Raw genomic sequence first — 24,683 nt, 5'->3', positions numbered from 1 at the left:
GACAAAAAGGGAAACACACCAACTGCCCTTCAACGAAACTGTACGCAGTAACGCCATTAGCAGTTGATTTCACCCATTTTGCTCGGTTCATGTAGATACGCCACATCACCAATTTATGACAAGTCTACTATAAGCACAAAAAAATGTCAACCATATTCGATATTGTTTTGTATCATTTCTTTTGTCCCTTTTCCTTAATATAAAAAACATAAAATTTTTTGTTATATCATACAAAGATGGATTTTCAATTCAGTATAGCGAAATCCTTTTCACGGATGATGATCACCGTTGAGTGCAATATGACCTTTTCCATGGTACTGAACTTTCTGTCCATTGTTCTTGCTGTTAGTGTAGAGTTAAATCCAGTCGTCAGTGTACTACTTCTCAATGCAGAGTCCTTTCTTGTCATTACCAATTCTACGTTTTTACTGAGATGGAGAAGTAACCAGAAATGATGCATAAGAAGACTATCAGGCCTTTCATTGGTCTGCTGCTATTCAGTCCGAGAAGCGAGTTAGTGATTTCAGAGCCAAAAAACTTTCGGCACTGATCGCGTGCTCCATCTTGCAGGCATCCCTGGAAGCAATGTTTTCATCAACGCCAAGACTAACCAGCAGATTGAACAGGACGTTGTGTTTTTCCATCATCTCTTTGGCGATTTTTAACCCTTTTCTGGTCAGGTGGATTTCTTTCCTATCGTCCACGCAGACAAATCCCTCTTCGACAAGTGACCTGACAGTAGTGGATACGGTAGGGCGCGAAACAGATAAATAATCAGCCAGCTGATAAGGACGGACCTCCCCCCAGCGCGACAAGCTATAAATCGCTTTTACATAGTTTTCCATTGTCTCTTTCAAGACCATAGAGCAGCGTCGTCCTTCCTAGCGTTTTACAAGGCAACGGGAATCATAGCATACGTGTAGAAAAAGGTTGCGGCTTTCCAACAGAAAAGCCGCAACCTTCTCTTTCACATATCAGTTGTGACCCTTACCACAGCTGCAGTGGGAACTATCTTTCTTGGAACCACAGGAGCAGCCGTCCGGGCATCCAATGCACTTTTTACCGCTCTTTTTCGCTTTGTAGACATAGAAAGCAGCAGCTGCAACAATGACCACAAGAACTGCAACTACAATGAAATCAATCATTAGGACTTCGCCCCACTTAACGCATACTCACTCTTGAGATCCTTCTGGGTTCTCATGCACAGGTAGATAAGGATCGCCGCAAAAACGACTACCGCGATGAGGCCGGGGAAAAAGCCGGCCCCCAGCGTGCCGGTGGTGATCAGCGTGCCGATCTGGTAAACCAGGTAGCCCACCGTGTAGCCGGTGCCCAACTGCAAACCAATGCCGGCCCACAGCCATTTTCCGCTCTTCATTTCAGAGTTCATGGCGCCAATAGCGGCAAAGCAGGGCGGCGTGTACAGGTTGAACATCAGGTAAGCCAGAGCAGCCACCTTGGTGATGGCGATAACGCCCGCCACCTCGGCGCCTGCGCCCTCCATCATCTCCAGCGCGTCGGTATCGATCAGGTTCTCCAGCCCCACGAAGCAGACAGCCAGGGTTCCCACCACGTTCTCCTTGGCAATAAAGCCGGTAACGGCGGCGGCGGCCAGCTGCCAGCTGAGCACACCCACGATGGGGACCAGCAGGTACGCAAAGGGTCCAGCGATGGAGGCAAGGATGGAGCTGTCGGCAGTCTCGGCCACCTGGAAGCTCCAGGTGAAGGTCTGCATGATCTGCACGGCGGTGTTGCACAGCAGGATGATCGTGGCAGCCTTCACGATGTAGGCCCAGCCCCGGGCGCACATGGCCTTGAAGGCAAACACCAGGGAAGGCACTTTGTATTCGGGCAGCTCGATGATGAAGAAGGATTTCCGGTTCTTGTAGCCGGCGATCTTGTTTACCAGCAGAGCGCCCAGGAAAATAAGGATGATGCCGGTGAAATACATGAGGAAACTCACCCAGCCCGCGTCGTCAAAGAAGGCGCCGGCAAACAGGGCGATGACGGGGATCTTGGCGCCGCACGGCATGAACGGGGTCAACATGGCGGTCGCCCGGCGTTCGCGCTCGTTGCGGATGGTACGGCTGGCCATGACACCGGGGATGGCGCAGCCAGTGCCGATGACAAAGGGGATCACGGATTTGCCGGAAAGACCCACTTTCTTGAAAATGGGGTCCAGCACCACGGAGACACGGGACATATAGCCGCAGTCTTCCAGTAGGGCGATGAGGAAGTACATGATCATGACCAGAGGCAGGAAGCCAACCACAGCGCCCACGCCGCCGATAATACCATCAGCCAGCAGAGCGGTCAGCAGGGGGTTGGCGTCGGCCAGAAGCTCGGTCACATATCCCTGGAACGTCTCGATCCACGCTACCAGCGTGTCCGCAATCAGGGGGCCGACCCAGACCTGAGAGATCTGGAACACCAGGAACATTACCACCGCAAAGATGGGAATACCCAGGAGCTTGTTGGTGAGGATATTGTCAATGGCGTCCCCGGTGCCCTTCTCACGGGTGAGGACCTTCCGCTTCTCCACCTTGGACACGATCTGGTTGACAAAGGCAAAACGCTTGCGGTCGGCCTCTTCCACGACCTTTTTATCGGTCAGGTCGATATCGCCCTGGGTGTAAGGGGCTTTCTGCCCCTTGCCGTTCAAGGCGACTGCCGCATCCACCACCGCTTTCAGGCCCTCGGAGGAGATAGATACCGTCTCCACAACGGGACAGCCCAGCTTGGCGGAAAGAGCGGCAACATCAATGGTGGTCTGCTTTTTTGCGTTGATGTCGCTCTTGTTCAGGGCGACCACAACAGGAATGCCCAGTTCCAACAGTTGCGTGGTGAAAAACAGGCTGCGGCTGAGGTTTGTGGCGTCCACAATGTTGATGATGGCGTCAGGGTGCTCATGCCGCACATAAGAACTGGTGATGCTCTCCTCTGACGTAAAAGGCGACATGGAATAAGCACCGGGCAGATCTACGGCGATGAGTTCTTCTGTCCCACTGTAGTAGGCCTTCTTGATGGGGTGTTCTTTCTTTTCCACCGTCACGCCGGCCCAGTTGCCCACCTTTTCATTCCGTCCAGTAAGAGCGTTGTACATGGTGGTTTTGCCGGAGTTCGGGTTGCCTGTTAAGGCAATGCGCATGGGTATCTTCCTCCTCTTTCTGATGTTCTCTATATTACAACACACATCGGTTGCTATTCGCTAACCGTTATGTATAGTAAACCCCTATTTCGTGCCGCTGATCCCCCCTTTGTCGGCATCAGCGGCACAGATCAGATCCATCAAATCAAAATTGCATCTGCCAACTGGTTATCAATGTTATACCGGCCGTCCTTGATGGAAACGACACAACTGTCCTTCAAATGAGAAACCACTGTAATGGGTTCCCCCTCATAACACCCAAGAGAAAATAGAAAGGTTTTCAACTCCTCGTCATCGGTGTCAATTTGCCGGACAATGTATTCCTTTTCTTCTACGGCATCTTTCAAAGTCATTTCGTTCACCTATTCTCTCATTTTATATTTCAGTCAGCAAAAGCTGGCGGCGACTCACGAAATAAGTTAGCATTTTCTAACCGGCTACATAATATATCGCAAACCATCGTTTTTGTCAAGAGTCATATTTACAGATTGTTCACTTTTGAATGGCAACTCTTATCCATCTCGAAAATCAAAATGATTGTAAAACTGCTACGATTTATGATATAATTGAAAAAACTGAACTAATGGAGGTCACTATGTCGATTTATGAATCCGGCCAGATGTATCTGGAGACGATCTATATACTCTCTCAGAAAAAGAGCCACGTGCGTGCAATCGACGTAGGCGAGCAGATGGGATACTCCAAGCCCAGTGTCAGCCGCGCTCTGTCAATTTTGAAACGGGATGACTATGTTTCTGTGGATGACACCGGTGGAATCTCTTTGACAGCGAAGGGTATGGAAGTTGCCAAAACAATGTACACTCGTCACACTGTTCTATCTCAACTACTCATGAGGTTGGGAGTGGATGAAAAGACCGCTACAGAAGATGCCTGTAAAATTGAACATGTTATTAGCGAAAAATCTTTTGCGGCAATACAAAAATACTGGATGTAAATTTCTAATCACTTTGGGGCAAAATTTCATCCATGTGATATCAAGCATCACGCAAAAACAATTCTTCCTCTTTGGGATGAGCCATCGGACGATTTTCTTCTCTCTATATTGAGGAATCACCAGAGTATTTGCGCTATACTGGTACTGGAAAGTAAGTCGAAAGAAAGTCGTGTCTACAGCACGAGTGAAAGGACCTATATCTGCTGTGATCTGAAAAGTCTTTATATTAGTATGGGTGTATTGCGTACAGTCTGGGCCCCATTGGCCACCAATCTCACAGTCGCGTATCTGAGCCGCACAGAAAAGGCCATCGTCCTAACAGTCATTTCTTTCCGCATAAATCTAATTGAACAATAATCAAATTTTTACACCCCTACACTATAAGGAGAGATGAAAATCATGAAAACCATTCGCCTGCTCTATCCAGATCACTTGAGCGGCGGTCTGGATACCTATTACTTTGGTGCCAACCTGCTGGCCCATATCCTGCCCGCCAACGAGAATCAGCCTCTATTGCGGGTCGAAATCGCACCGCCCGATGGAAAAGAGAGGACGGTGAAGGACGGTATCCGCGCCCGGGAGGAAGTGACCGAAGGCATCCGCCGGGCGGCACAGGTGATCGAGGCGGCCCAGCCGGACAAGATTATCACCATTGGCGGAAACTGCATCGTGTCTCAAGCCCCCTTTGACTATCTGCACGGGCGCTACAGCAATGTGGGCATCATCTGGATCGACGCCCATCCGGATGTTTCCACGCCGGCGGACGGATACCCCAATGCTCACGCTATGGTGCTGGGGTCCCTAATGGGGCACGGTGACAAAGAACTCTCCACGCTGATGAAGCACCCCAAGTTCCGGGCCGACGAGATCTTATATGTCGGACTCCAGGGCCTCCACGATTATCAGGAGCGTTTTCTGAACGAGAGCGGGGTCGCCTATAAGGTGCAGACAGAGGACTTTATTTCAGATGAGGAGATTCAATCCTTCCTGCGGCGTTTCGACCATATCCTGGTCCACCTGGACATTGACGTACTGGATCCCTGGCTGTTCCACTCCACCTATTTTGCCAATCCGTCTCTGACTGGGGATGGCAGCAGTGGAGGCCAGATGACAATGGAGCAACTCTCCCATATGCTGCACACTATCACCAGCCAGTCTGATGTGGTGGGCCTGACCATCGCGGAATATCTCCCCTTTGACGAAGAGAAATTACACAATGTTTTTTCGGATCTCCCTCTGTTTAGGGAATAACACGTGATGCCGAAGCACAAAAAACACCCGCAGATTTTTTAAATCTGCGGGTGTTTCTGTTTCTTTTGTGGTATGCATTAAATCGAAGAAATCACATAGATAAAAGCACAATCGCTTGACGTGTGACAAGCAACTGAAGCCTTTATGAGATTCCGTCTGAAAAATCCCACTCGACGTTATACTTTAGATCTTCACATAAAATTGTGTCCAAGAATTCATCAATGTATTCCTCCGCATCGCGGTCCTCCGGGATGGGAATAATCATCTCAATTTCTGGAGTAAAACAACTGGGCTTCACCCAAATCGTTCTTTTTTCCATTACTGCCTCCAACTTCTACGCAATTCTGCCTTTAGACTGGCATTGATTGTTTCTTCAACTACCAAGTCAAGCAACTGTATCCATCTTTCACTATCCCTGATATAGCGAATTGCCTTGTCTACCACTTGTGCTTCAAAATCTTTGTGCGCCACTTCATCTTCCACCATGTCCCGTAAATCAGGGACTTCCATATTTCCTCCTAGAAAACTGATTTCTTTGTAGATGGACGGCTAACATAAAAACTATTTGATCAGCACCAGGCGGTCATGGATGCAATATGCAGATCTATATTCCCTGACCGCGTTTTGGAATTCGCTATCTGGTACAACAATAGCGGTTTCGAAGAATTTCTCATCTGCTGTACAGCCACCGGCCCCCTCTCCGATATAAATCATCATGGCCGTGGGGTTTATCTCTCGCATTGACATCAGAGAATGGTAGCAGGCGTCGTCAGTGTATGGCCAGCTGCAGAGAACCAACTCGACCTCTTTCCCATATTTTTGGATGGCTTCAACTGCACCGATCTGTTCAACGCTGGTCCAAGGGTGTTCATACCACCATTTATGTTGTTCCGACCAACTAAAATCATCTGTACAGCGGATATCCACACCGAAATTTTGCAGCCCCTTGGAAAGTGCTCCATATCCGCCCATAATTTCCAGGCACTTACGGGTACCGATCCAAGACGCGAGAGGCCGCAACCAGTTGTTAGATAAAAAGCAATAGCCCGCAAAATGTATGACATCGTCCCGAGCCAGCATAGACCCTTCATCCAGGCATGCATCTTCCCATGAGTATGAATCCTCCATCTTTGGTGGCCACGCTTCCGGAATGTTATGCTGCTTCAGCAGTCCTATCGCATTTGAGTACTTTGCTGCCTTCTCTTTAAAATTAAAATAATAATCCATTGTTATTTATCACTCTTTCTAAGTGAATTTATCATTCTTCCTTTGCAGAATATAGTACCACATATCCATCTGCCTTTGAACCGAGGATGCTGATCTCGGCAGCCTTCCACTTCCTTGCCGGCTGGTAAAACAGTGTAATATGCTCCCCTAAGAATTCCTCCAGCTGTGGCGCGTCTGCAGATGTCAGTACAAGTTGCACCAAGCCCTCATCAATAGAGTAAGCGCGAATGCATGGCATGTCATTCAACGCACTTTTGTAAAGTTCGCATTCCAGTGTCACGGACCCTACGGCATATGCCGCATGTAAGCGAAGTAATTCTGCGTAAGATGGACAGACAGGATAAAAGCCCTCGATTGCGCTTTTGTCGTATACCAAGCCCCTGCGGCCGGAATAAATCTCAGCAATATCCCCTTGCGTTAAATGGAGCGCGCTGAAGATGTAGTCATCAGCATCTTTCCAATCCCTGTTCCTGAAATCGGAGGAGGTGCGCACCTCTTTACGTAGAAGTTCCAATACTTCGTAAAATAAATCTTTTTCGCGCTGCGTCATGTACTCCCTCCTCCACATGAGACCTGAGATACTTTCTTTTCCGGCAATTGACGGGGTTCATAGCGGCGTTCTTTGCGGGCGTTGGGTCCAATTTTTTGGAACAAGCGTGCTGTAGCCAACATAGGCGTGTCTTCACAAATATCAAACCGCCATTGATTCTGCTGCACATCCCAAATGCCCCACTTCTTGCCGCAAAGCCCCTGATAATAAACACTTTGTTTCATATCAGCAAAACCTTTCTTTATAAGAAATCTATGATTGTTCTGCAATACCTGCGGTGGCTGCTTTCTGCCTTTTTAGCGTTATACTCGATCCACGCAATGTATCTGCGATGATGTTCGTCTTCTCCGCTCTTAGGGTATCATGATGATGTCTTCTGCCCGGATCAGCCTTGCCATCAAGTCACTGCTTGGATATTGCTGATAAATCCGATCCACTATCATATTGTAGGTGGAGGGGTTCATCGGCCGCTTTTGATCCAGCTCTCTACAGTGTTGATGCAGATGTTCAGACTGTAGGTGGCCGAGTGAGATTACCCGCATCTCTTTTAGTTCCCCACTTGCAGTATCCACCGCGCAGATGAGCATAGGCGCACCTTTCCCCTCCGGGATGTTTGTCTGGTAATCCAACTGGTTCATTTTAAACCGCGGTTCGTAAGGTGTGTCAAACCAGGGATTGTTTCCGACTTTGAGGAGAAAGAACAAACTGTCGTTTATCCTGACAAAACCAAGCCGCAGCGGACCGCGGGTAATATCAGAAATTTCCTGCTCCGTTATGCCCGGATACCCCACCACGATCTGCCACCATGGATCCAAGTAATCCGCTTGAACATACTCCTGGCCTGTCCTCCACTCGGGATGGAAATCTCCCGCTTTATAATGTAAGAACTCCAAAACGAATCCATCCTTTCCTTGTTGTCTGCTCCATGTTTCTGTATCAGATATCCGATAACACTGTTTTACAAGAGGGGATCACTTCGGCGTAACCCGCGCAATCAGATATGCCTCTGGATTTGCCTTGATACATGCCGCGGTATGCTCATCCACTATTGTCCTGAAAAATGGGTACCCAAACTCATTCTCCACATATACCGCATGGTCGGCAAAATCATACCACATGTCATCCAGTTCACGAGTTGCGCACACAAGTTGGTATGTCATGTCGGTATCCATTGGCAGTTCATCTTCTGGTGGAAGATGTCCCGCTCCTATACCGGGACACATGTTTTTGATCGCCCGCAAAAATTCGACTCTGATTTCGCGGTTCCATGCATCCAAACGATCCAAAACTTTCTCTGGTTCATACAATCCAAAAATAATGTTTTCTGGCGCAACCGTCTCGTACAAATATGCGTCAGGATCAGAAGCCGCATTGCAGTAAGCATCCTGAAGCGCCTTGAGGACGGATTGGAAGTCCCCCTGTCTGAGCTGTGAAGCCTCTTTTGGCAAATTGTCAGGCTCCAAATTCAATGCGGTGAAAGAAGTGATAATTTCCATAACCGTTCTCCCTTATATCTGTTTTCTGGCCGCAAGAGTTTTCGGACATTGATAGTCGCCAAAATTCTTATCAGAAAAAGAGGCCATACCCCACTTTACCGATGTGTCGGCCCTTATCATCAGCACCGCAAAATTGCAAATTGGGAATGTCTTCATCTTTTATTTCCAGTTCCAATGATGGATCGGCCTTCTGCAAAAGAAAAATCCACATTCGGGCCATCTCTGGCACATTGACAATGCCTTCTCCCATCCCGGAACTGTTTTCAAACTGAAATCCCATATCTTTTAGAGTTTGGACCGTTTCTGGGTCAATCTCATCTTCTTCGTATTCCGAGCAGATGCCTTCAATATCAATCCCTGTAACTTCTGGGATCTTATAATGTGCTTCGCGCACTATTTCCACCGGCGCATTAGACGCTACAGTGAAATCTTCGGATCGGCCATGACCATCACCGCTCCAGTCCCCAATGGATAAGTGAAACTGATACATATTTTGTCAACTCCTATTGAATTTGATTGTCTGTTTCTATCTTTTCAGCTGGCAAGTTGAGCGTGCGATATTGCTTCCGCTATACAGCAGGCCCTGCCATATTGGGCGTATCAAGCATGGCAGTCCAGCGATAACAACAGCGCGTCATCCGGGAGCGCATCAATGAAGCGATCAACTTTCTTGCGCCAGTTTTCCTCATCTGAAGCTCCGGTCTCACTGTCGGACCAATCATCGCTGTAGTTGATCCAACCATTTTCATCTACGCAGGCATGGGGCTCCATTTGGCACAGGTAATGCACATCAGAGCCGAACTGCTCCAGCGTTTCACACCCTTGGAAGCATCCCCTGCCCCACTTTTTGATTGGGTCCTCGCCCATTTGTACAAGCTGGCATTCCGCTGGGCCTCCTCCCTGCGCGCACCATGCCCCATATTGATGAAACTGCTCAACTGCCACTTTCTCACGGTACTTTTTTAGAACATCCCATGCGATATCCCTCTTTTTTGCTCCGGCTACCCAACGATATCCTTCTGGTGTGTAGGTCTGCTCATCGTGCTGATTCTCAAAAACACCATAAGAGCCTGTGACGGCAAATGGGCAATCGACGGGAACCAGGAACTGATCTCGATATCGCCCTCCGACCACAAATGAATTCCAGTAGCCCTGTGGATTGTAAAAGTAACCGCTCCGCCAATTAAGGAATTCGTTTCCGACGTATTGCAGGACATAGTCCACGAATGCGGGATAGACTTTCTTGAAAGGACAGTCGAGAAGCAACTGCATCTTCTTGGCCTTTTTCGTTCGCTTTTCCTGCTGCAGCGGGCCAAATCTCCGTTTGCAGATTCGCCCGTCTTTCACGACATAGTCTTTAGAGAATCCATAGTCGTATATGGGCACAATCCGGCCGTTCAAAAGCCGCACAAAGTCATCCCTTCTCGTCTCATATTCGCGTATGGCCGTCTCTGTTTCATCCTCAAACTCTTTCGGAGTTTGTTTGTTCGGGATCATACTATATGGGGCCATAATCTGATCGGATAGTGCCTCGGCCAAGCCCTCATAGCGATGTTGATCCGTGATAACAATATTTTCTAGGTCGAGATGTTGGTTCTGTACTTGCGAATAGTAGAGGCAGTGTTCCATAACCATTCCTTGCTTGATCACCTCATCCGAGATAGACCTAGCGGCCTCTTCAAGGTTCTCAGGTAATGCGATGGCTGCGATGACAGAAATGTGACTCATATTATCAATATCCTCCCTTTTGATCTTCATCGTTTTGCGTTCAATTTGCACGGTTCCTCCCGTCTTCAATGGACGCTGGAACAATGGTATGATCTGCTGTAACCCAGAGGGGCTCATAGCAGGTGCTCAAATTCCAGTGCCAAGAAATCAGGCATGTGGTTGCCATCCAGGGCTGCCATTGTGGTTTTGAATTTCATATTGTTCGCACCTCATTTCTGTTTAGGATAGAAAAGATATATAAAAAGCACATGGATACGGCTTGAATCGATCCATGTGCTCTGTGGCCCGGTTATTATGTTTTTGATCTTTATAAAAAGAAACAGCGTCCAAGGGCTCTCTGGCCTTCGGACGCTGTGCAACACTGAAACTATGCTACCACATGTTTGGTAAGCAGCAGATACTATGTGAGTTTATTATATATATTTTCCCGATGCATTGCAAGAGAAAATCCAAGGAATGGTTCACTTCATCAATTCTATTAAGAAATTGGTTGCTCCCCTCTTTACACTATAGTATTGTTGCTTTGATCGAATAGATGGGATTTTAGAGAGGTTAAATATCGACTGGTCCGAGAGTCGCTGCAAGACACCTCTGTTATGGTTTTTCTATTTGCTCAGATAGTAGAGGAAAGATTTGAGCCTGGACCATGCGTTCTCATCCCAGTCGTAATCCATGGCCAGATGGAAGTGCGGTACACTGTCCAGCACACCGGTCATCTCCAGGATCGTGGCGGTATTTTCATACCTGGGTGCCATGGTCAGCACCCCGGCGCACCGTCCGCCCAGCTCCACCCCCTTGGCCAGCCGGTACCGGCCATTGGCTCCGGCAAATCCGGGCAGAAGGCGGTCTGCGGAGGAGCGCAGAGACTCCAGTTCAGGGGAAAAACTGCTGCGGGGGCCCAGCAGACGGCCGAGTGCTTCTATGCGGCCCGCCCACTCCCGGCAAGTCTGGCTTCCCGCATCCCGCCAGAGAAGCCACAGATATTCGCTCAGCGGCGCCCGGAGCAGCCGCCAGCCCTCCTGTTCCAGCGTATCGGGGACGCCGTCATGAAGGTTGAAGAGGGTGAACGGCTCGCCCACGATCCCCAGCGGCCGTCCCTCTGGCGGAATGGCGCCGATGTGCGCCGCGAGGGCTTCCAACTCCGCCCAGCCCGGCACGCCCGCCGGGGCCAGTGCGTCCCGCTGTTCCGGCGGAGCGCACAGCAGGAGATCTCCGGTGAGGAGTGCCCGGAACAGCTGATCCGGCTCCGGGCAGTGCTCTGGAAGCGTCTCCAGCTCTGGCGCGATGACCTTCACGCGGCAAAGCTCCCGGCGTTCCAATACCGTTTCCACGCCCCAGGGGTATTGTCCGTCTGCCTCCGCGCCCTGGGTGGAGGGGAGAAGCACCTGAAACGGGCCGCTCTCCGCTTCCGCCGCCGTCAGGACGCCGCCCAGCAGGGCCGGGAACGGTAAATACTCCTTGGAGCTGGTTTCCGCCCTCCCCAGCGGCAGGGTGGTACTGTCGAGCCGCAGGGTGCGCGTCTCCGTTTTCCAGGCCGCCTCACAATATGCGCGGAGATAAGTGGTAAACGGCGGAAGGTCAGGCACGAGCAACGGCCCTCCGGTTCTCTCCGGCACGGCAGCCACCGCAGTAGGGCGGCGCACTACGGCGGCGAGGGAAAAGCCCGCCGGAAGCGGCTGGGCAGGGCGGCCCTCCAGGCTCTGGAGGAACGCCTCGATCCGTGTAATCACGCCCACGGGAGAGAAATGCTCGTCCACTTCGATCTGCAGATAGGGCTTGTCCCCCATCTCCTTCCGAAACAGATAGGAGAGCATGGTGTCCGGGCCGCAGCCGTGATTGGTCAGGTAGACGGCATACAGGTTTGGATGGTGGGCCACGAGCTTGGCCCCGGACAGGATGTGCTGGCCAAAGGGCCAGTACAGATTGGGGTAGTCCTCCGACAGATCCAGGTCGTGGGCGGGCAGGTGGGACAGGGTGATGACCTTATGCCCACGCTCCAGCAGCAGTCGGGGGATTCCCATGTTGAGCACCGGGTCGGAAAGGCCGTAGTTCCGGGTAATGAGCACCAGCACCTTATCGTCCGGCCTGAGGGATGCCAGCAGTTCCCGCCCCTGCTTCTCCACTGCCGCGGTATGCCGCCGCACCGCCTTGGCCCCGGACAGCAGGGCGGGCAGGCAGCGCGGCTTTGGTATTCCCAGCTGCTTCCCAACGCCCAGCATGGCGGAGGCCATGGCCTCCTGCCCGAAGTCCAGGTCAAACACCGGGTTGAGCAGGGCGATCCCCCGCCGCTCCAGATCCAGGGCATTGGCCGCCAGCCGGGGCGCAGTCTGCATATAGACGCAGCCATAATTGTGCTCCACATGGGAGGACTCGTGCCTCATGGTGTGAACAGAGGGCATGAAGATATAGTCCACGCCCTGTTCCGCCAGCCATGCCATGTGGCCGTGGAGTAGCTTCACCGGGTAACAGGTTTCCGCCTGGGCAGTCTGCTGGGCCAGCCGGATGATCTCCTCATTCGTGGGCGGGGAGAGCAGGACATTGAATCCCAAGTTCCGGAAAAACGCATTTGCCATGGGGAAGAATTTGTGGATCACCAGTGCATAGGGGACGCCCACCGTCTTTTTCCCTGGGACCCGGATGGGGTCATACCCCTCCAGCAGCAGCGCCCCCGCCCGCTGGTAGAAGGCGATGTTCTCCGCCACCCCTGGGCCGGCGGCGTGTTCCGCCCCGGTCGCTGTGTCAAATCCGTGGAAGCAGGACGGGCCGCGGACCGACTCCAGCGCCAGCAGGGCCGCTCCATAGGCGCCGCTGATGGGGAAGCAGGGCGAAACCGTGAGCCGCTCCCCCAGCTCCTGCTGAAACGCAGCCACAATCCCGGGATTGTAGGCGACGCCGCCCTGAAGCACCACGCGGCTCCCGACAGGCTTGGCCCCAACGACCTTGTGGAGGTAGTTGCGGACAATGGACCGGCACAGGCCAGCCGCCACCTCCGCCTGGGAGGCGCCCCGGGAAAGTGCGGACTGGATGGCTGTCTCGATAAACACCGTACACCGCTCTCCCAACTCCACCGCACCGGGCGCACTGAGCGCCAGAGGGCCGAACTCCGCCAATGGGATGCCCATACGCGCTGCTTGCTCTTCTACAAAGGAGCCGGTCCCGGCGGCACAGATCTTGTTCATCTGGAAGTCAGCCACCTGTCCGCCCCGGAGGGAGATGTACTTAGAATCCTGCCCTCCAATCTCAAAGACTGTATCCACATCCGGCGACCAGTGGACAGCCGCCCGGGCCTGGGCGGTGATCTCATCCCGCACGGCGTCCGCCCCGATAAGACGGCCGATGCGCTCCCGGCCGGAGCCAGTGACGCCCACTGCCAGGAAGGACACTGGCCCAAAGCGTTCATGGATGGCGTCCAGGCCCCGGCGCACCGCCCCCTCCGGGTCCCCAGCTGTGCGGAGATACTGGTAGTCGATCAGCGTGCCGTCCCGGCCGGTGAGCACCAGATCCGTGCTGGTGGAGCCCACATCAATCCCCAGGACGCACCCATCCGGCGGGATGGTAGCGGTGGCCGCGGGGACAGACGGAAGTGTACCGGGAAGCACACGCAGCGCCGGCTGACGGCACAGATGGTCCCCACCTTCCAGCGCTCCGCCGCATAAACTGGCCAGCAGTTCCCCCATAGAGCAGGTGGCGGTCTCCATGGCTGCCTCCGCGGCTCCAACGGCGCCGGCGTAAGGGAATTTCTCCGGTAGGATCAGCTCTGCTTCCGTCAATCCGAAGACCTCCCGCACAGCCTGGATCACACCCTGATTATGCCCGATGCCGCCGCACAGGGCCACAGGCTTTTCCACGGGAAGCCCCCGGACGATCACCGCCTTGTAGTTGCGCACCATGGCGTAGCAAAGGCCCAGGAGGATGTCCGGTGTGGGCACCCCCTCCTGCTGCCGGTGGATGATGTCCGTTTTGGCGAAGACCGCGCAGCGGCCGGAGAGCCTGGGGATGGAGCGGGCCTGCCCCACCAGGCGGGAGTAATCCTCCAGTTTTAGTCCCAGCCGGGACATCTGATCCTCAAAAAAGGAGCCGGTACCTCCGGCGCAGTGTTCATTTACCGCAAACCGGGGCGGGGTGTTCTGATCCAAGCCGGTGAGGAAGCGGGCGCTCTGGCTGCCGATCTCAATGGCGGAGCGGGCTTCCGGGGCCAACAGCCGAACGCCGAGGTGGATGGCTGGGATCTCCCCCAGCACGGCCAGGGCATTGCACCCCGCTTTCAGCCGGTCGCCCGCGTTTCCGGTGATGACCACCGGGCAGCCGCAGGCCCCCGGGTCCGCGGCTAAAAGCTCCCCCAGCAGACGGCGGGCGCTCTGAACCACCGCTCCATAGTGGGAAGCCGTTTTTTCCCAAAGGAACTTTCCCTCTGGAGAAAGCAGGACGAGTTTCAATGTGGCGTTTCCACAATCCAATCCGATTCCGTTCATCGTCATCCTCCCATTCCGCGCTCGTTGACATTTGCCAGACAAAGCGCTATAATGCGGTTAGCATTTACTAACCATAGCAGTTTACAGCGCAGTTGTCGATTGCCACGGCAACATGGAGGTATCTCATGGACCCGATTACTACGGTGATGCGTCAGTGCCGCCTGTTTGACGGCATCCCGGAAGAGAAATATCAAAATGTACTGGCCTGCCTTCGGGGAGAACCCAAATCGTTTCGTAAGGATGCCATCCTCCTCCAGATCGGCGAGTGCCAGAAGCGGCCCGGCGTTGTGATGGATGGGACGCTGCGGATCTCCCTGTATAGTGAGGACGGCAATCTGGTCACCATCGAACGGCTGGGGCGGGGGCAGGTATTTGGGGAGACTCTGGTGTGCTCCATGGCGGAGGACAGTCCCATCCAGATCGACGCGCTGACTGATGTGCAGGTGCTCTATCTGGATTTTGACCCGCTGCTTCTTCAGCAGGAATGCGCCTGTCCGCACAAAGCCCAGGTCACCGCCAACCTGCTCCGTGAAATGGGGCGGGGCGCCCTTTTTCTCAATCAGAAAATGCGGATCTTGGCCCAGAACCGGCTCCGAAACCGGATCAAGCTCTATCTCCAGATGCTCCCCGCCAAGCCCGGCGGCGAACTCCATCTGGACATGGGGCGGGGTGAACTGGCCGACTATCTGTGTGTAGACCGCAGCGCCCTCTCCCGGGAACTGGGGCGTATGCAGAAAGAGGGAATTCTCGCCTTTCAGGGCCAACAGGTGCGTATTCTGGATCAGAGCTTTCTCAGCGTATAAATTTTGCCTGCCCGTTGCCATGGCAACGGACAGGCTTTTTTGCGGGTGCTATCATATCGCTGCAACAGGTTAGTTACTGCTAACCAAAAATTCTTGAAAGGAGAGTCGCACATGAAACGCGCTCTTGCATCCCTGGCAGCATCCGCGATGCTGCTGTTTGCCCTGGCTGGCTGCTCCACCGGAAATGGTCCGGCCGAAAATCCCTCCGCATCCCCCACATCCCCGCCGGCCAGTTCCACGCAGGCCGCCGAGCCGGTGACCATCTCAGTGGGTGTGCCTACCGCGCCCCCGGCCCTTCCCGTCCTGCACATGATGGAGGCCGGACTGCTGGGAGAGAATGTGACTATCGACCTGAATGTGTGGAACTCCCCCGAGGAGCTGCTGGCCATGGTCCAGGGCGGGGAGCACGACCTGTACGCTTTCCCGCTCACTGTGGTTTCCACACTCTACAACAAGGGCCTGGATGTGCGCCTGATGAATGTGAATACCTGGGGCGTCACCTATTTCATGACCACGGACCCTGCGTTTGAAACCTGGGCCGATCTGGCCGGCAAGACCGTCTATGTCCCCCTCCAGTCCTCTCCTCCGGACGCTCTGACCCAGTATTTCCTGAATGAAGCCGGGCTGACGGTGGGCGAGGATGTGGAGATCATCTACGCCAGCACCGCAGAGGTGGCCGCCCTGCTGGCCTCCGGTGAGGCGGAATATGCCACCCTGATCGAGCCGCAGGTCACATCCGCGATGAACCAGAACAGTGAAGTACGCCGGGCGCTCAGCTTTGAAGAGGAGTGGCAGCGGGTCACCGGCACCGACACCATGATTCCCAACGCCGGCTTCGGCACCACCCAGAGTTTCATCGACGAAAATCCGGAGTTGACAGAGCAATTCCAGGCCGCCTACGCTGAGAGCGTCCAGTGGGTGCTGGACCACCCCGCCGAGGCCGCCGCTCTGGCCGAGGAGCACCTGGGCATGAAGGCCGCCATGGTGGAGGCCGCGATCCCCAATATGGGCCTGACCTTCAAAAGCGCTCAGGACGCCCGGGGAGAACTGGATACATTCTATAATCTGCTCAACGACTTTGACCCCTCGATGATCGGCGGAAAACTCCCCGACGACGGGTTATACTATGCGGGGTAAGGCGGCCCTCTGGCTCCGCCGCGCCCTGGGCGTGGGCCTGCTGCTGGGTATCTGGCAGCTGGCCTCGCTCTGTTTCTCCCCTCTGGTGCTCCCTTCTGTCCCACAGGTGATGGGTACGCTGGCAGGACTGTTCCGGGAGCCGGATTTCTGGCCCACCATCGGCACTACTCTGCTGCGTCTGGCGCTTGGCCTGGGAATCGGGGTTGCGGTGGGCACGGTGCTGGGACTGTTGTTCGGGCTGTGCCCCAAACTGGAAGATGTGGGGATGCCGTTCATCCATGTGCTCCAGTCGGTACCTCCGGTATGCTGGGTCGTGCTGGCCCTGGTATGGTTTGGGTTCAATGGCTGGCCCTGTGTATTCATTGTGGCGACATCCACCATTCCAACGGTGGTGATCAACCTGAGCCATGGCGTGCGGAGCGTAGACCCGGAGCTTTTGGAGATGGCGAGGCTCTATCGCTTTTCCCGCAGGAAGATCCTGCTCCATGTGATGCTGCCCTCCATCCGCCCTTATTTCTTCTCCGCACTGGAAATCGTCATGGGCGGCGGGTGGAAACTGGCGGTGATGGGAGAGGTCCTCACCACGAACAGTGGGATCGGCGGCGCCATCACCACCGCGAGGCTGAATATCCAGCCCGACGCGATCATCGCGTGGGCATTCCTGCTGGTGACAGGATGCTTTATTACGCAGAAGCTGGTGTGCCTGCTTCTGTCCAGGAGAGGGGGAGCCCCATGCTGAGACTGAGCGGGCTCTGCAAGCGCTTTGAGGATCTGCCCGTACTCTTAAACCTGTCCCTCACCCTGTCCCGGGGCGAGATTGTCGCCTTGATCGGCCCCTCCGGCTGCGGGAAAACCACGCTGCTGAACATCATTTCCGGCCTGACGGCGCCGGATGCCGGTACGGTGGAGGGTGCGGATGGCAGGCTGAGCTATATGTTTCAGAGCGCCCGGCTGCTGCCCTGGCGCACGGTGGAGGAAAACATCCGGCTGGTGCGGGAGGAAGCGCCCGCCGAGGAAGTGCGCTCCCTCATCACCGCTGTGGGGCTGGAGGGGTTTGAACGCTATTATCCCGGCCAACTCTCCGGCGGCATGGCCCGCCGGTGCGCCCTGGCCCGGGCATTCCACTTCGGCGGTGAGATTTTCCTGATGGACGAGCCATTTCAGGGGCTGGACTACGGAATCCGCATGGAGATGCTGTCCATGCTGTTATCCATCTGGCAGCGGGAGCGGCCCGGGGTGCTTTTTGTCACACATGAGATCGACGAAGCGCTCACTGTGGCGACCCGCATCGCCGTGCTCGCTCCGCGCCCCACTGCAATCTGCCAGTGGTTTGACCTCCCCGGCCCGGAGGGGCGGGACGCCTCCGCCCCTGAGCTGGCCCGGCTGCGCCAAGAGATCATCCGGCGAATCACTGGTTATAACCAGTCTGGTTGCCACGGCAATGGCGGCCCACAAGAAAAGGTGATATACTAACTTTTAAGACACGGAAGGAGGCTCGGAAATGGACATTCTCCGCAATCTGCCGGTTCAGCAGCCGGCGGCTCTGAGCGAACTCATCTCCATCCAGCCGGGGCGCGTGGTGAGCATGGCCCTTTCCCGCAGCGAGCACTGCCAAATGACGCTGCTGGCTTTTGGGGACGGAGAGAGTATCAGTGAGGAGCGCTACTTCGGAGACACGGTCTATTATGTGCTGGAGGGTGATATGCCTCTGCGCCTGGAGGGGCACGAGGTCCGTCTGGGCGCAGGGGATTGTCTGGCTGTGCCAGCGCAGACCACCCACGCTATTGGCGGGAACGGCCCCTTCAAACTGCTGCAAATTACCATCCAATCAAACTGAGGAGGATCTGTATGGAACCGTTGATCAAAAACCTGCCACATGCCCAGCCCTTTCCCCTGAAGGATCAGGTCGGGTACGAGCCCGGCAAAGTTGTCAGCCTGACCCTGGCCCAGCGGCCTGGTGTGGGGATGACGCTGTTCGCCTTTGATGCGGGCGAGGCCATCAGTACCCACGCCGCCCCCGGGGACGCCATGGCCACCATCCTGGAGGGCACCGCTCAGATCACCATTGACGGTGTCCCGCACACGCTGAACGCCGGGGAGGCCGTCATCATGCCGGCCGGCATCCCCCACGCGGTCCAGGCCGTGACCCCATTCAAAATGTACCTGGTGGTTGCGAAGGAGTGACCCTTTCCCATCCAATGCTCTGTGGACAGACCCAGGTGGGGACATGACAAATCACAGCATAAAACACAGCCCCGTCTGACCGTATGAACAAGGTCAGATGGGGCTGTGTTCATGCTTTTGCTGGCGGCAACAGATTGGTCATGCTGCGCAGGCTGATGCCCAGAGTGGACAGGTTGTGGAGCGTGGCAGAGGTGGCTGGCGCTAGGATGCCCAGGGCTCCCAAGGCGATGAGTCCGCCATTGAAGCCGATGACAAAGCGGTAGTTAGACTGGATGCGGTTCATCAGGGCCACGGACAGCCGCCGCAGCTGCACCAGTTCGAACAGGTCGTTTGCCGCGATGGTGATGTCCGCGATCTCCCGGGCGATGGCGGCGCCATCGCTGATTGCGATGCCCACATTGGCAGCGGACAGAGCCGGGGAGTCGTTGATTCCATCGCCGATCATGACCACCGTGCGGCCCTGTGCGCGCTCGGCCTGCACAAAACGGGCCTTGTCCTCCGGCAGCACCTCAGCCCGGTACTCGTCCACTCTCACCTGGGCGGCGATGGCTGCCGCAGTGCGCTCACTGTCGCCAGTGAGCATGACGATCTTGCCCACCCCCAGGTCGTGGAGGGCAGCTACCGCGTCCACCGCCTCGACGCGCAAGGGGTCAGAGATACAGATAACTGCGGCCAGTACGCCGCCGACCGCCAGATACAGGTGGCTGTACTGCTTAGGCAGGGCGTCGAAGGCGTCCTGCTCTCCCGGCGGGACAGTGCAGCCCTCATCCTCAAAGACGAAGTGGGCACTGCCAATGATGACCCGCCTGCCGTCTACCGTGCTGGCGATGCCGTGGGCCACCAGGTACTCCACCTGGGAGTGCATCTCCTCGTGGGCAAGCCCCCGCTCCCGGGCGGCCTGGACCACGGCGTTGGCCATGGAGTGTGGGAAGTGTTCCTCCAGGCACGCGGCCAGACGGAGCATTTCCGGCTCCTTGTTCCCACCAAAGGGGATCACCTGGGCCACCACGGGGCTGGCGTGGGTCAAGGTGCCAGTCTTGTCAAAGACGATGGTGTCCGCCTGGGCCACGGCCTCCAGGTACTTTCCGCCCTTCACGGTCACATGGAAGCGGCTGGCCTCGCTCATGGCGGAGAGAACCGCCAGAGGCATGGACAGTTTCAAAGCGCAGGAGAAGTCCACCATCAGCACAGACAGAGCACGGGTGACATTGCGGGTGAGCAGATAGACCAGTGCGCTCCCTGCCAGCGTGTAAGGCACCAACTGGTCGGCCAGATGTGCCGCGTGATTCTCCGCCGCGGACTTGAGCTGCTCCGACTCCTCGATCATGGCTACGATCTTGTCATAGCGGCCCTCGCCGGACTGCTGGGTGACCGTGAGGACGCATTCGCCCTCCTCCACCACCGTGCCGGCATAGACGCTACTCCCGGGCCGTTTGGGGACAGGAATGGATTCTCCGGTGAGGGACGCCTGATTGACCATGACCTCGCCCTCCACGATGGTGCCGTCTAGTGGGATCATGCCGCCCATGCGGACAACTACCTGATCCCCGGCCTGCACCTGATGGAGCGGGAGCAGTTCCTCTCCGTTTTCGGTTTTCATCCAGACCCGGTCGATGTTCAGAGACATACTCCGAGCTAGGTTTTCCACAGACTTTTTGTGGGTCCACTCCTCCAGCAACTCGCCAAGCCGTAGCAGGAACATCACAGAACTGGCTGTGTCGAAGTCCCGCCGCGCCATGGACAAACAGATAGAAATCCCGTCCAGCAATTCTACATGGAGCTGTCTTCGCAACAGACACCGGAGTGCTCGGAACAGGTATGGAACAGCTTTCACAACAGCGTAGGCTGTCCGCAGCGGTGCCGGAAAAAACAGGGAGCGGACTGCCTTAAACGCGACCATACCCACCAGCTTTTCCTCATAGGCACGATTGAGCGCCCGGCTGCTGTGGAGCGGGACCAATTCCGCCAGCGCATGATTCTGATAAGAGAAACCGGCGAGGGCCCTCAGTAAATCCTGCCGATCTCCCTGATACTCAATCACCGCGCAGCGGGTCCGCTCATGGACAGACGCCCGCTCCACCTGCGGCAGAGTCAGCAGCCATGCCTCCAGCATGTCGGCCTGTTCCAGCGTCATGCGCTGCTGCATGGCCTGAACGCGGATTCGTCCGCGGCATTCGTGTTTAATTTGAAATTTCATGATTGCCTCCACAGAACGAGAGGGACCGCCTCCCGGCGGCCCCTCCCTCGTTTCTTACGCATTACGCTTCAGAACACTCTACGCTGGCAGCCTCCTCCGCCTTCGCACGCTGCTCATTGATTTCCTTGGCGGAGGCCAAGATATCAGCGGCATTTTCCTGGACAGAGGTGACCGTCTCCATCACGGACTCCTTTACCCGCAGAGCCGCGGCAGTGGCGTGTGTATAGGCTTTCTTCGCGTCCTTGCTGGACAGCAGCTTGAAGCCAGCAGAGCCGAACAGCACGCCGCTGGCGAACAGACCTACTCCCTTATAGATATTCATATTGCTCACCTCGCATTCAGCGGTGCCGGTATCCGGTAATGATGGCCATGACCATGCAGACGACAGCGCCCCAAGCCCAGAAACGGTGGTGTTTCATTGGATAGTCCCTCCCTCGCCAGACATGGCACCTTATTTGAGCACACATAATAACATACGAATCTTAGACTTTTCTATCCGTTTCGGACGAAAACCGTTGCAAATGGATTTTTATTTGCATTCCGTCGAAATTGGGAGGGAGACATATGGTAGCGCTGCTTGAACGCGATGCCGAACTGGCTGACGCTGGAATATCCTACTGCTGTAGAGATCTGGAGCACGCTCTGGGTCGTAGTAGTGAGGAGTTCCGCGGCCTGGGCCATGCGCTGTTCCAGGAGATACTGGTGAATCGGGACTCCATACACCTGACGGAAACAGGACTTCAACGCTGTGCCGGAGATTCGAAACTGTTGGGACAGCATCTGAATCGTCAGTCGCTCATCCAGGTGCCCCACCAAGTATTTCTGAATCTCGCGTATGGTTTCAATCTGACTATGTGTATGGTAATCACACTGCGGAGGTAAGGCCAGCCCCTCTCGCTGTGCATGGAGCAGGAACAAAGCCTCCAGCGCCTTGATGACATAGTAATCTCCGATATGTCCCGGCTGCATATAGTCCAGGGCAGAAAACAGAGCTTCGCTCCAGAGTGCTGCCTTCAGCATACAAGGATCATTCCAGGCACGGGAGATGGACTCTCCCAAGTCGGAGTGCATAGCACGCAGGGCCGACCACGCGGCTTTCGCTTCCATCCGAACAAGGGTACCATAGAATGACTCCGAAGCAAACTGGCCCCGATACGCTTCTGTACGGACTGGGAGAAACAATACCTGATCGGCGCTGAGGCTAAGACGCCGGTGGCCGGCCCATTCCAAAATAAGCCCGCCTTTGCGGCAAAATAGGATCTCCAGAGCCTCCGACTCCTGGATAAACGGGAACTCTTCCGAGGGGGGTGCTCCCTCCAGTCGGAAGATAGCCGCCTGCTCCGCGGGCAACTGGGTGACGGTCCAGCCGTCCCAGGATAAAAGTGCATCCAGCATGGCGCTTACTTTCGGAAGGAGAAGAGGCCCTTCTTCTCATAGGGGGCCGACTGGATGGAAAGGACCTGATAGCCTGTGGCGGAGATCGCACTGCGCAGGGCGTCCTCATCTAATCTGTTCTCACACAGGATCTGCGTCTGCCCTTTGCTGTGGGACGAAGTGACCTTTTTAATGGGAAATGCCTTGCGGACTGCGTCGTTGACATGAGCTTCGCACATGGAACAGGCCATTCCTTCCACTGCGATGGTGTATTGGAGCATTACAGTTTCCCTCTCATCTTGTTAGTTTTTGCTAACTATTCAGTACAAATAAAATACCAGAACCGCAGTTTGCCAGATACTTTTGCTTATCTGCACTCCTACCCCTGGCATTCAATAGTTAGCATTTACTAACTAATGATACCACAAATTTTAATGCCCTGCAAGTCCCTTGAAAAAAAGAGTATTGTGTCACGTAGAAAATATCCATACGGTACGATATTTTTGTCAAGGAGTCCGCCTGTCACAGTCGATGGATATTCTCTTTTCACATGATACCGCTCCCACGGCTCCGAAAAGAGGTTGAGGGCACAGATGCTTGGGGCTTCCGTGCAATCCACTTGGTGGCGATGACCAATTAAGAGAAATCTAACTCTCTTTATCAAATAACCCCTCATAGCCTTGGCGGGCCTATATGTGGGTTCACTCATTCTGCTTCTATGGTCTTCTGAATGGTCGGGTATATCATCTGCCACTCAAAAAGGAAATCCAACTAGATCAATGCATCTTGGAAAGCTCTTGACAGTGGGATCTATCATTTGCCACCAAAAGTGCAACTTTATCCGATCTTCACAGCCCGGTTTGCAGTTGCCGTGACCTCAAAAACATGATATGATGCTTGAAAAGGGGGAATTGACTTGGCACAGAAAGGACTCAGCCATGATGTTATGGAGGCGGCCGCACCATTCACGGATCTGCAGAACTGTCTGGCGAGGAAAACTATCCCCCAATTGCGCCGCCTCGCGGCAAATCTCCATTTAAATGGTACCTCTAAATTGCGAAAAAATGAATTGATCGGCGTAATCCGCAACGACTTACTGCGGCCCGAGCGGTTAGAAGCGGTCCTGTACGGCTTAGAAGAACCAGAGTGGATACTTTTTCAAAAATGCGCGGCAGCCGATGCCTACCCACTAAAAACGGCTGCACAGGGGATGGAAGGCATTCTACCCTTCCTGGGATATCTTCAGGCCTTTCAGCATGAGAATCGTCAATTTTACGTTGTACCGAAGGATGTGCGTGCAATCTACCAGGAATTGGCTACCGCCAGTTTCCTGGCACGCAAGAAACGCGACAACCTGATCCATTCCTACGCCATGGCGGCGGTTAATCTGTATGGCGTGATCCGCCAGGATGACCTGATCACCATTTTCAACAGCCAGAACAGTAAGAAACTCGCGGAGGCGGAACTTTTCCCCACCCTGCTCCGGCACATCTCCTCAATGTGCGGTTATGTGCTATGGGAGGAATACTTAGTCCATCACGGCTTCGAGGAAAATGAATTCCGTGATGTTGCGGACCTTTTGACCAGGATTGGAAGCAAGCCGCGATACATTCCCCCGAAGTCCGAGTTCCTCAAGTATGCAGATATCGACTACTATGAGGAAACCGCCGCCACACTGCTGATGGAGCAATACCTCCGGCGTGATATGGGATTGAGCCACGAGGATGTGAATGCGGTCATGTCGGAACTCCACTTCGCCATGCTTCTGGAGGTACGCCCTGTTGAGTATCTGAATATTCTCCGTGACTGCAAGATATTTATTTCCCGGAAAGACCTGCAAATCGTTCTGGATATTCTGTCGGAAATGGCGAACAGCACACGGCTCTGGTCAAACAATGGGAGAACTCCGAACGAAATCTTCGAGCTGTACGAGCGGCCACGCCTCAATAAACTGCCATCCAAAACAGTAAAGGTCGGGCGTAACGATCTCTGTCCCTGTGGGAGTGGAAAGAAATACAAAAAGTGCTGCGGCAGATAGTCTATTGCAGCATGAAACGAGGAATCCCAGCAGCAGATGTCATCATAGACTATATGATCCTGCAGGTATGCTGGCCCTCGTTGTCAAAGAAGGAGCGCATCGTCTTCGCAAAGAGTAGTCGGG

Annotated in this window: 26 protein-coding genes; 9 read left to right on the top strand and 17 right to left on the bottom strand. The window is 54.5% G+C overall.

What is annotated here, in order from left to right:
* Positions 1 to 497: 497 nt before the first annotated feature.
* The 3 genes from BN1969_RS10475 to BN1969_RS10465 all read right to left on the bottom strand — a co-directional run bounded on the left by BN1969_RS10475 (position 498) and on the right by BN1969_RS10465 (position 3,501).
* Positions 498 to 863 carry a metal-dependent transcriptional regulator gene (locus tag BN1969_RS10475; RefSeq protein ID WP_050624249.1) on the bottom strand — a complete coding sequence of 122 codons (366 nt, stop codon included), beginning with the start codon at positions 861 to 863 and terminating at the stop codon, positions 498 to 500.
* Positions 864 to 1,144: 281 nt separating this feature from the next.
* Entirely contained in the window at positions 1,145 to 3,148 is a 2,004-nt protein-coding gene (gene feoB / locus BN1969_RS10470; RefSeq protein ID WP_050624248.1) for a ferrous iron transporter B, read from the bottom strand.
* Positions 3,149 to 3,288: 140 nt separating this feature from the next.
* On the bottom strand, positions 3,289 to 3,501 hold the full coding sequence (locus BN1969_RS10465; RefSeq protein WP_050625461.1) for a FeoA family protein: 213 nt from the start codon (positions 3,499 to 3,501) through the stop codon (positions 3,289 to 3,291).
* 242 nt (positions 3,502 to 3,743) lie between these two features.
* On the opposite strand from BN1969_RS10465, the gene BN1969_RS10460 reads away from it, so the two are divergent.
* Positions 3,744 to 4,103, top strand: a complete 360-nt coding sequence (locus tag BN1969_RS10460) for a metal-dependent transcriptional regulator (RefSeq protein WP_050624247.1) — start codon at positions 3,744 to 3,746, stop codon at positions 4,101 to 4,103.
* 399 nt (positions 4,104 to 4,502) lie between these two features.
* Positions 4,503 to 5,354 (top strand): arginase family protein, encoded by an 852-nt coding sequence (locus BN1969_RS10455; RefSeq protein WP_050624246.1) that lies wholly within the window; start codon positions 4,503 to 4,505, stop codon positions 5,352 to 5,354.
* Between the two features lie 142 nt (positions 5,355 to 5,496).
* Here the strand turns inward: BN1969_RS10455 and BN1969_RS17980 are convergent, their stop codons facing one another.
* From BN1969_RS17980 to BN1969_RS10415, 10 genes are all read right to left on the bottom strand, one after another.
* Positions 5,497 to 5,673, bottom strand: a complete 177-nt coding sequence (locus BN1969_RS17980; protein WP_154669733.1) for a hypothetical protein — start codon at positions 5,671 to 5,673, stop codon at positions 5,497 to 5,499.
* Positions 5,673 to 5,864, bottom strand: coding sequence for a hypothetical protein (locus BN1969_RS10450; protein WP_050624245.1), 192 nt, complete (start codon positions 5,862 to 5,864; stop codon positions 5,673 to 5,675). The genes BN1969_RS17980 and BN1969_RS10450 overlap by 1 nt, the downstream gene beginning before the upstream one ends.
* A 51-nt stretch (positions 5,865 to 5,915) precedes the next feature.
* A complete protein-coding gene (locus BN1969_RS10445) occupies positions 5,916 to 6,581 on the bottom strand; it encodes a hypothetical protein (protein WP_050624244.1) in 666 nt (221 codons plus the stop codon).
* A 31-nt stretch (positions 6,582 to 6,612) separates the two neighbouring features.
* Positions 6,613 to 7,131, bottom strand: coding sequence for a hypothetical protein (locus tag BN1969_RS10440; RefSeq protein WP_050624243.1), 519 nt, complete (start codon positions 7,129 to 7,131; stop codon positions 6,613 to 6,615).
* The gene (locus BN1969_RS17975) at positions 7,128 to 7,355 is read right to left on the bottom strand and encodes a DUF3450 domain-containing protein (RefSeq protein WP_147577063.1); all 228 of its coding nucleotides are present in this window, start codon (positions 7,353 to 7,355) and stop codon (positions 7,128 to 7,130) included. The genes BN1969_RS10440 and BN1969_RS17975 overlap by 4 nt, the downstream gene beginning before the upstream one ends.
* A gap of 129 nt (positions 7,356 to 7,484) precedes the next feature.
* The gene (locus BN1969_RS10435; protein WP_050624242.1) at positions 7,485 to 8,024 is read right to left on the bottom strand and encodes a hypothetical protein; all 540 of its coding nucleotides are present in this window, start codon (positions 8,022 to 8,024) and stop codon (positions 7,485 to 7,487) included.
* A 78-nt stretch (positions 8,025 to 8,102) separates the two neighbouring features.
* Positions 8,103 to 8,627, bottom strand: coding sequence for a hypothetical protein (locus BN1969_RS10430; protein ID WP_050624241.1), 525 nt, complete (start codon positions 8,625 to 8,627; stop codon positions 8,103 to 8,105).
* 70 nt (positions 8,628 to 8,697) lie between these two features.
* On the bottom strand, positions 8,698 to 9,117 hold the full coding sequence (locus tag BN1969_RS10425) for a hypothetical protein (RefSeq protein ID WP_050624240.1): 420 nt from the start codon (positions 9,115 to 9,117) through the stop codon (positions 8,698 to 8,700).
* A 110-nt stretch (positions 9,118 to 9,227) separates the two neighbouring features.
* On the bottom strand, positions 9,228 to 10,406 hold the full coding sequence (locus BN1969_RS10420) for a hypothetical protein (RefSeq protein WP_147577061.1): 1,179 nt from the start codon (positions 10,404 to 10,406) through the stop codon (positions 9,228 to 9,230).
* 554 nt (positions 10,407 to 10,960) lie between these two features.
* Positions 10,961 to 14,827, bottom strand: a complete 3,867-nt coding sequence (locus BN1969_RS10415; RefSeq protein WP_050624238.1) for an acyl-CoA dehydratase activase — start codon at positions 14,825 to 14,827, stop codon at positions 10,961 to 10,963.
* 125 nt (positions 14,828 to 14,952) lie between these two features.
* On the opposite strand from BN1969_RS10415, the gene BN1969_RS10410 reads away from it, so the two are divergent.
* The 6 genes from BN1969_RS10410 to BN1969_RS10385 all read left to right on the top strand — a co-directional run bounded on the left by BN1969_RS10410 (position 14,953) and on the right by BN1969_RS10385 (position 18,951).
* Positions 14,953 to 15,630 (top strand): Crp/Fnr family transcriptional regulator, encoded by a 678-nt coding sequence (locus tag BN1969_RS10410; protein ID WP_050624237.1) that lies wholly within the window; start codon positions 14,953 to 14,955, stop codon positions 15,628 to 15,630.
* 111 nt (positions 15,631 to 15,741) lie between these two features.
* The gene (locus BN1969_RS10405; RefSeq protein WP_050624236.1) at positions 15,742 to 16,767 is read left to right on the top strand and encodes an ABC transporter substrate-binding protein; all 1,026 of its coding nucleotides are present in this window, start codon (positions 15,742 to 15,744) and stop codon (positions 16,765 to 16,767) included.
* Positions 16,757 to 17,506 carry an ABC transporter permease gene (locus tag BN1969_RS10400; RefSeq protein ID WP_050624235.1) on the top strand — a complete coding sequence of 250 codons (750 nt, stop codon included), beginning with the start codon at positions 16,757 to 16,759 and terminating at the stop codon, positions 17,504 to 17,506. Before BN1969_RS10405 ends, BN1969_RS10400 begins: the two co-directional genes overlap by 11 nt.
* Positions 17,500 to 18,240: an ABC transporter ATP-binding protein gene (locus BN1969_RS10395; RefSeq protein ID WP_050624234.1), complete on the top strand. Its 741-nt coding sequence runs from the start codon at positions 17,500 to 17,502 to the stop codon at positions 18,238 to 18,240. The genes BN1969_RS10400 and BN1969_RS10395 overlap by 7 nt, the downstream gene beginning before the upstream one ends.
* Positions 18,241 to 18,268: 28 nt before the next feature.
* Positions 18,269 to 18,604 (top strand): cupin domain-containing protein, encoded by a 336-nt coding sequence (locus BN1969_RS10390; RefSeq protein WP_050624233.1) that lies wholly within the window; start codon positions 18,269 to 18,271, stop codon positions 18,602 to 18,604.
* Between the two features lie 11 nt (positions 18,605 to 18,615).
* On the top strand, positions 18,616 to 18,951 hold the full coding sequence (locus BN1969_RS10385) for a cupin domain-containing protein (protein ID WP_050624232.1): 336 nt from the start codon (positions 18,616 to 18,618) through the stop codon (positions 18,949 to 18,951).
* 109 nt (positions 18,952 to 19,060) lie between these two features.
* Here the strand turns inward: BN1969_RS10385 and BN1969_RS10380 are convergent, their stop codons facing one another.
* The 4 genes from BN1969_RS10380 to BN1969_RS10365 all read right to left on the bottom strand — a co-directional run bounded on the left by BN1969_RS10380 (position 19,061) and on the right by BN1969_RS10365 (position 22,803).
* Positions 19,061 to 21,148: a heavy metal translocating P-type ATPase gene (locus tag BN1969_RS10380; protein ID WP_050624231.1), complete on the bottom strand. Its 2,088-nt coding sequence runs from the start codon at positions 21,146 to 21,148 to the stop codon at positions 19,061 to 19,063.
* 61 nt (positions 21,149 to 21,209) lie between these two features.
* Positions 21,210 to 21,470 carry a DUF6110 family protein gene (locus BN1969_RS10375; RefSeq protein ID WP_050624230.1) on the bottom strand — a complete coding sequence of 87 codons (261 nt, stop codon included), beginning with the start codon at positions 21,468 to 21,470 and terminating at the stop codon, positions 21,210 to 21,212.
* 170 nt (positions 21,471 to 21,640) lie between these two features.
* Complete coding sequence (locus tag BN1969_RS10370; RefSeq protein WP_050624229.1) at positions 21,641 to 22,543, bottom strand: helix-turn-helix transcriptional regulator; 903 nt, start codon at positions 22,541 to 22,543, stop codon at positions 21,641 to 21,643.
* A 5-nt stretch (positions 22,544 to 22,548) separates the two neighbouring features.
* The gene (locus tag BN1969_RS10365; RefSeq protein WP_050624228.1) at positions 22,549 to 22,803 is read right to left on the bottom strand and encodes a heavy-metal-associated domain-containing protein; all 255 of its coding nucleotides are present in this window, start codon (positions 22,801 to 22,803) and stop codon (positions 22,549 to 22,551) included.
* A 635-nt stretch (positions 22,804 to 23,438) separates the two neighbouring features.
* Here BN1969_RS10365 and BN1969_RS10360 point away from each other — a divergent pair.
* The gene (locus tag BN1969_RS10360) at positions 23,439 to 24,560 is read left to right on the top strand and encodes a YecA family protein (RefSeq protein ID WP_050624227.1); all 1,122 of its coding nucleotides are present in this window, start codon (positions 23,439 to 23,441) and stop codon (positions 24,558 to 24,560) included.
* Positions 24,561 to 24,683 lie beyond the last annotated feature (123 nt).

It is taken from the genome of Clostridium phoceensis (assembly GCF_001244495.1).
Taxonomy (GTDB): Bacteria; Bacillota; Clostridia; order Oscillospirales; family Oscillospiraceae; genus Lawsonibacter; species Lawsonibacter asaccharolyticus.
This window is presented reverse-complemented; position numbering and strand designations above follow the sequence as displayed.

What these genes read in the sequence shown, in the direction of transcription:
- BN1969_RS10380 (WP_050624231.1), bottom strand. Translation starts at nt 21,148, where the DNA reads ATGAAATTTCAAATTAAACACGAATGCCGCGGACGAATCCGCGTTCAG.
- BN1969_RS10425 (WP_050624240.1), bottom strand. Translation starts at nt 9,117, where the DNA reads ATGTATCAGTTTCACTTATCCATTGGGGACTGGAGCGGTGATGGTCAT.
- BN1969_RS10440 (WP_050624243.1), bottom strand. Translation starts at nt 7,131, where the DNA reads ATGACGCAGCGCGAAAAAGATTTATTTTACGAAGTATTGGAACTTCTA.
- BN1969_RS10375 (WP_050624230.1), bottom strand. Translation starts at nt 21,470, where the DNA reads ATGAATATCTATAAGGGAGTAGGTCTGTTCGCCAGCGGCGTGCTGTTC.
- BN1969_RS10455 (WP_050624246.1), top strand. Translation starts at nt 4,503, where the DNA reads ATGAAAACCATTCGCCTGCTCTATCCAGATCACTTGAGCGGCGGTCTG.
- BN1969_RS10410 (WP_050624237.1), top strand. Translation starts at nt 14,953, where the DNA reads ATGGACCCGATTACTACGGTGATGCGTCAGTGCCGCCTGTTTGACGGC.
- BN1969_RS10475 (WP_050624249.1), bottom strand. Translation starts at nt 863, where the DNA reads ATGGTCTTGAAAGAGACAATGGAAAACTATGTAAAAGCGATTTATAGC.
- BN1969_RS10390 (WP_050624233.1), top strand. Translation starts at nt 18,269, where the DNA reads ATGGACATTCTCCGCAATCTGCCGGTTCAGCAGCCGGCGGCTCTGAGC.
- BN1969_RS10405 (WP_050624236.1), top strand. Translation starts at nt 15,742, where the DNA reads ATGAAACGCGCTCTTGCATCCCTGGCAGCATCCGCGATGCTGCTGTTT.
- BN1969_RS17975 (WP_147577063.1), bottom strand. Translation starts at nt 7,355, where the DNA reads ATGAAACAAAGTGTTTATTATCAGGGGCTTTGCGGCAAGAAGTGGGGC.
- BN1969_RS10395 (WP_050624234.1), top strand. Translation starts at nt 17,500, where the DNA reads ATGCTGAGACTGAGCGGGCTCTGCAAGCGCTTTGAGGATCTGCCCGTA.
- BN1969_RS10415 (WP_050624238.1), bottom strand. Translation starts at nt 14,827, where the DNA reads ATGAACGGAATCGGATTGGATTGTGGAAACGCCACATTGAAACTCGTC.
- BN1969_RS17980 (WP_154669733.1), bottom strand. Translation starts at nt 5,673, where the DNA reads ATGGAAAAAAGAACGATTTGGGTGAAGCCCAGTTGTTTTACTCCAGAA.
- BN1969_RS10460 (WP_050624247.1), top strand. Translation starts at nt 3,744, where the DNA reads ATGTCGATTTATGAATCCGGCCAGATGTATCTGGAGACGATCTATATA.
- BN1969_RS10370 (WP_050624229.1), bottom strand. Translation starts at nt 22,543, where the DNA reads ATGCTGGATGCACTTTTATCCTGGGACGGCTGGACCGTCACCCAGTTG.
- BN1969_RS10445 (WP_050624244.1), bottom strand. Translation starts at nt 6,581, where the DNA reads ATGGATTATTATTTTAATTTTAAAGAGAAGGCAGCAAAGTACTCAAAT.
- BN1969_RS10465 (WP_050625461.1), bottom strand. Translation starts at nt 3,501, where the DNA reads ATGACTTTGAAAGATGCCGTAGAAGAAAAGGAATACATTGTCCGGCAA.
- BN1969_RS10365 (WP_050624228.1), bottom strand. Translation starts at nt 22,803, where the DNA reads ATGCTCCAATACACCATCGCAGTGGAAGGAATGGCCTGTTCCATGTGC.
- BN1969_RS10385 (WP_050624232.1), top strand. Translation starts at nt 18,616, where the DNA reads ATGGAACCGTTGATCAAAAACCTGCCACATGCCCAGCCCTTTCCCCTG.
- BN1969_RS10450 (WP_050624245.1), bottom strand. Translation starts at nt 5,864, where the DNA reads ATGGAAGTCCCTGATTTACGGGACATGGTGGAAGATGAAGTGGCGCAC.
- BN1969_RS10400 (WP_050624235.1), top strand. Translation starts at nt 16,757, where the DNA reads ATGCGGGGTAAGGCGGCCCTCTGGCTCCGCCGCGCCCTGGGCGTGGGC.
- feoB (WP_050624248.1), bottom strand. Translation starts at nt 3,148, where the DNA reads ATGCGCATTGCCTTAACAGGCAACCCGAACTCCGGCAAAACCACCATG.
- BN1969_RS10430 (WP_050624241.1), bottom strand. Translation starts at nt 8,627, where the DNA reads ATGGAAATTATCACTTCTTTCACCGCATTGAATTTGGAGCCTGACAAT.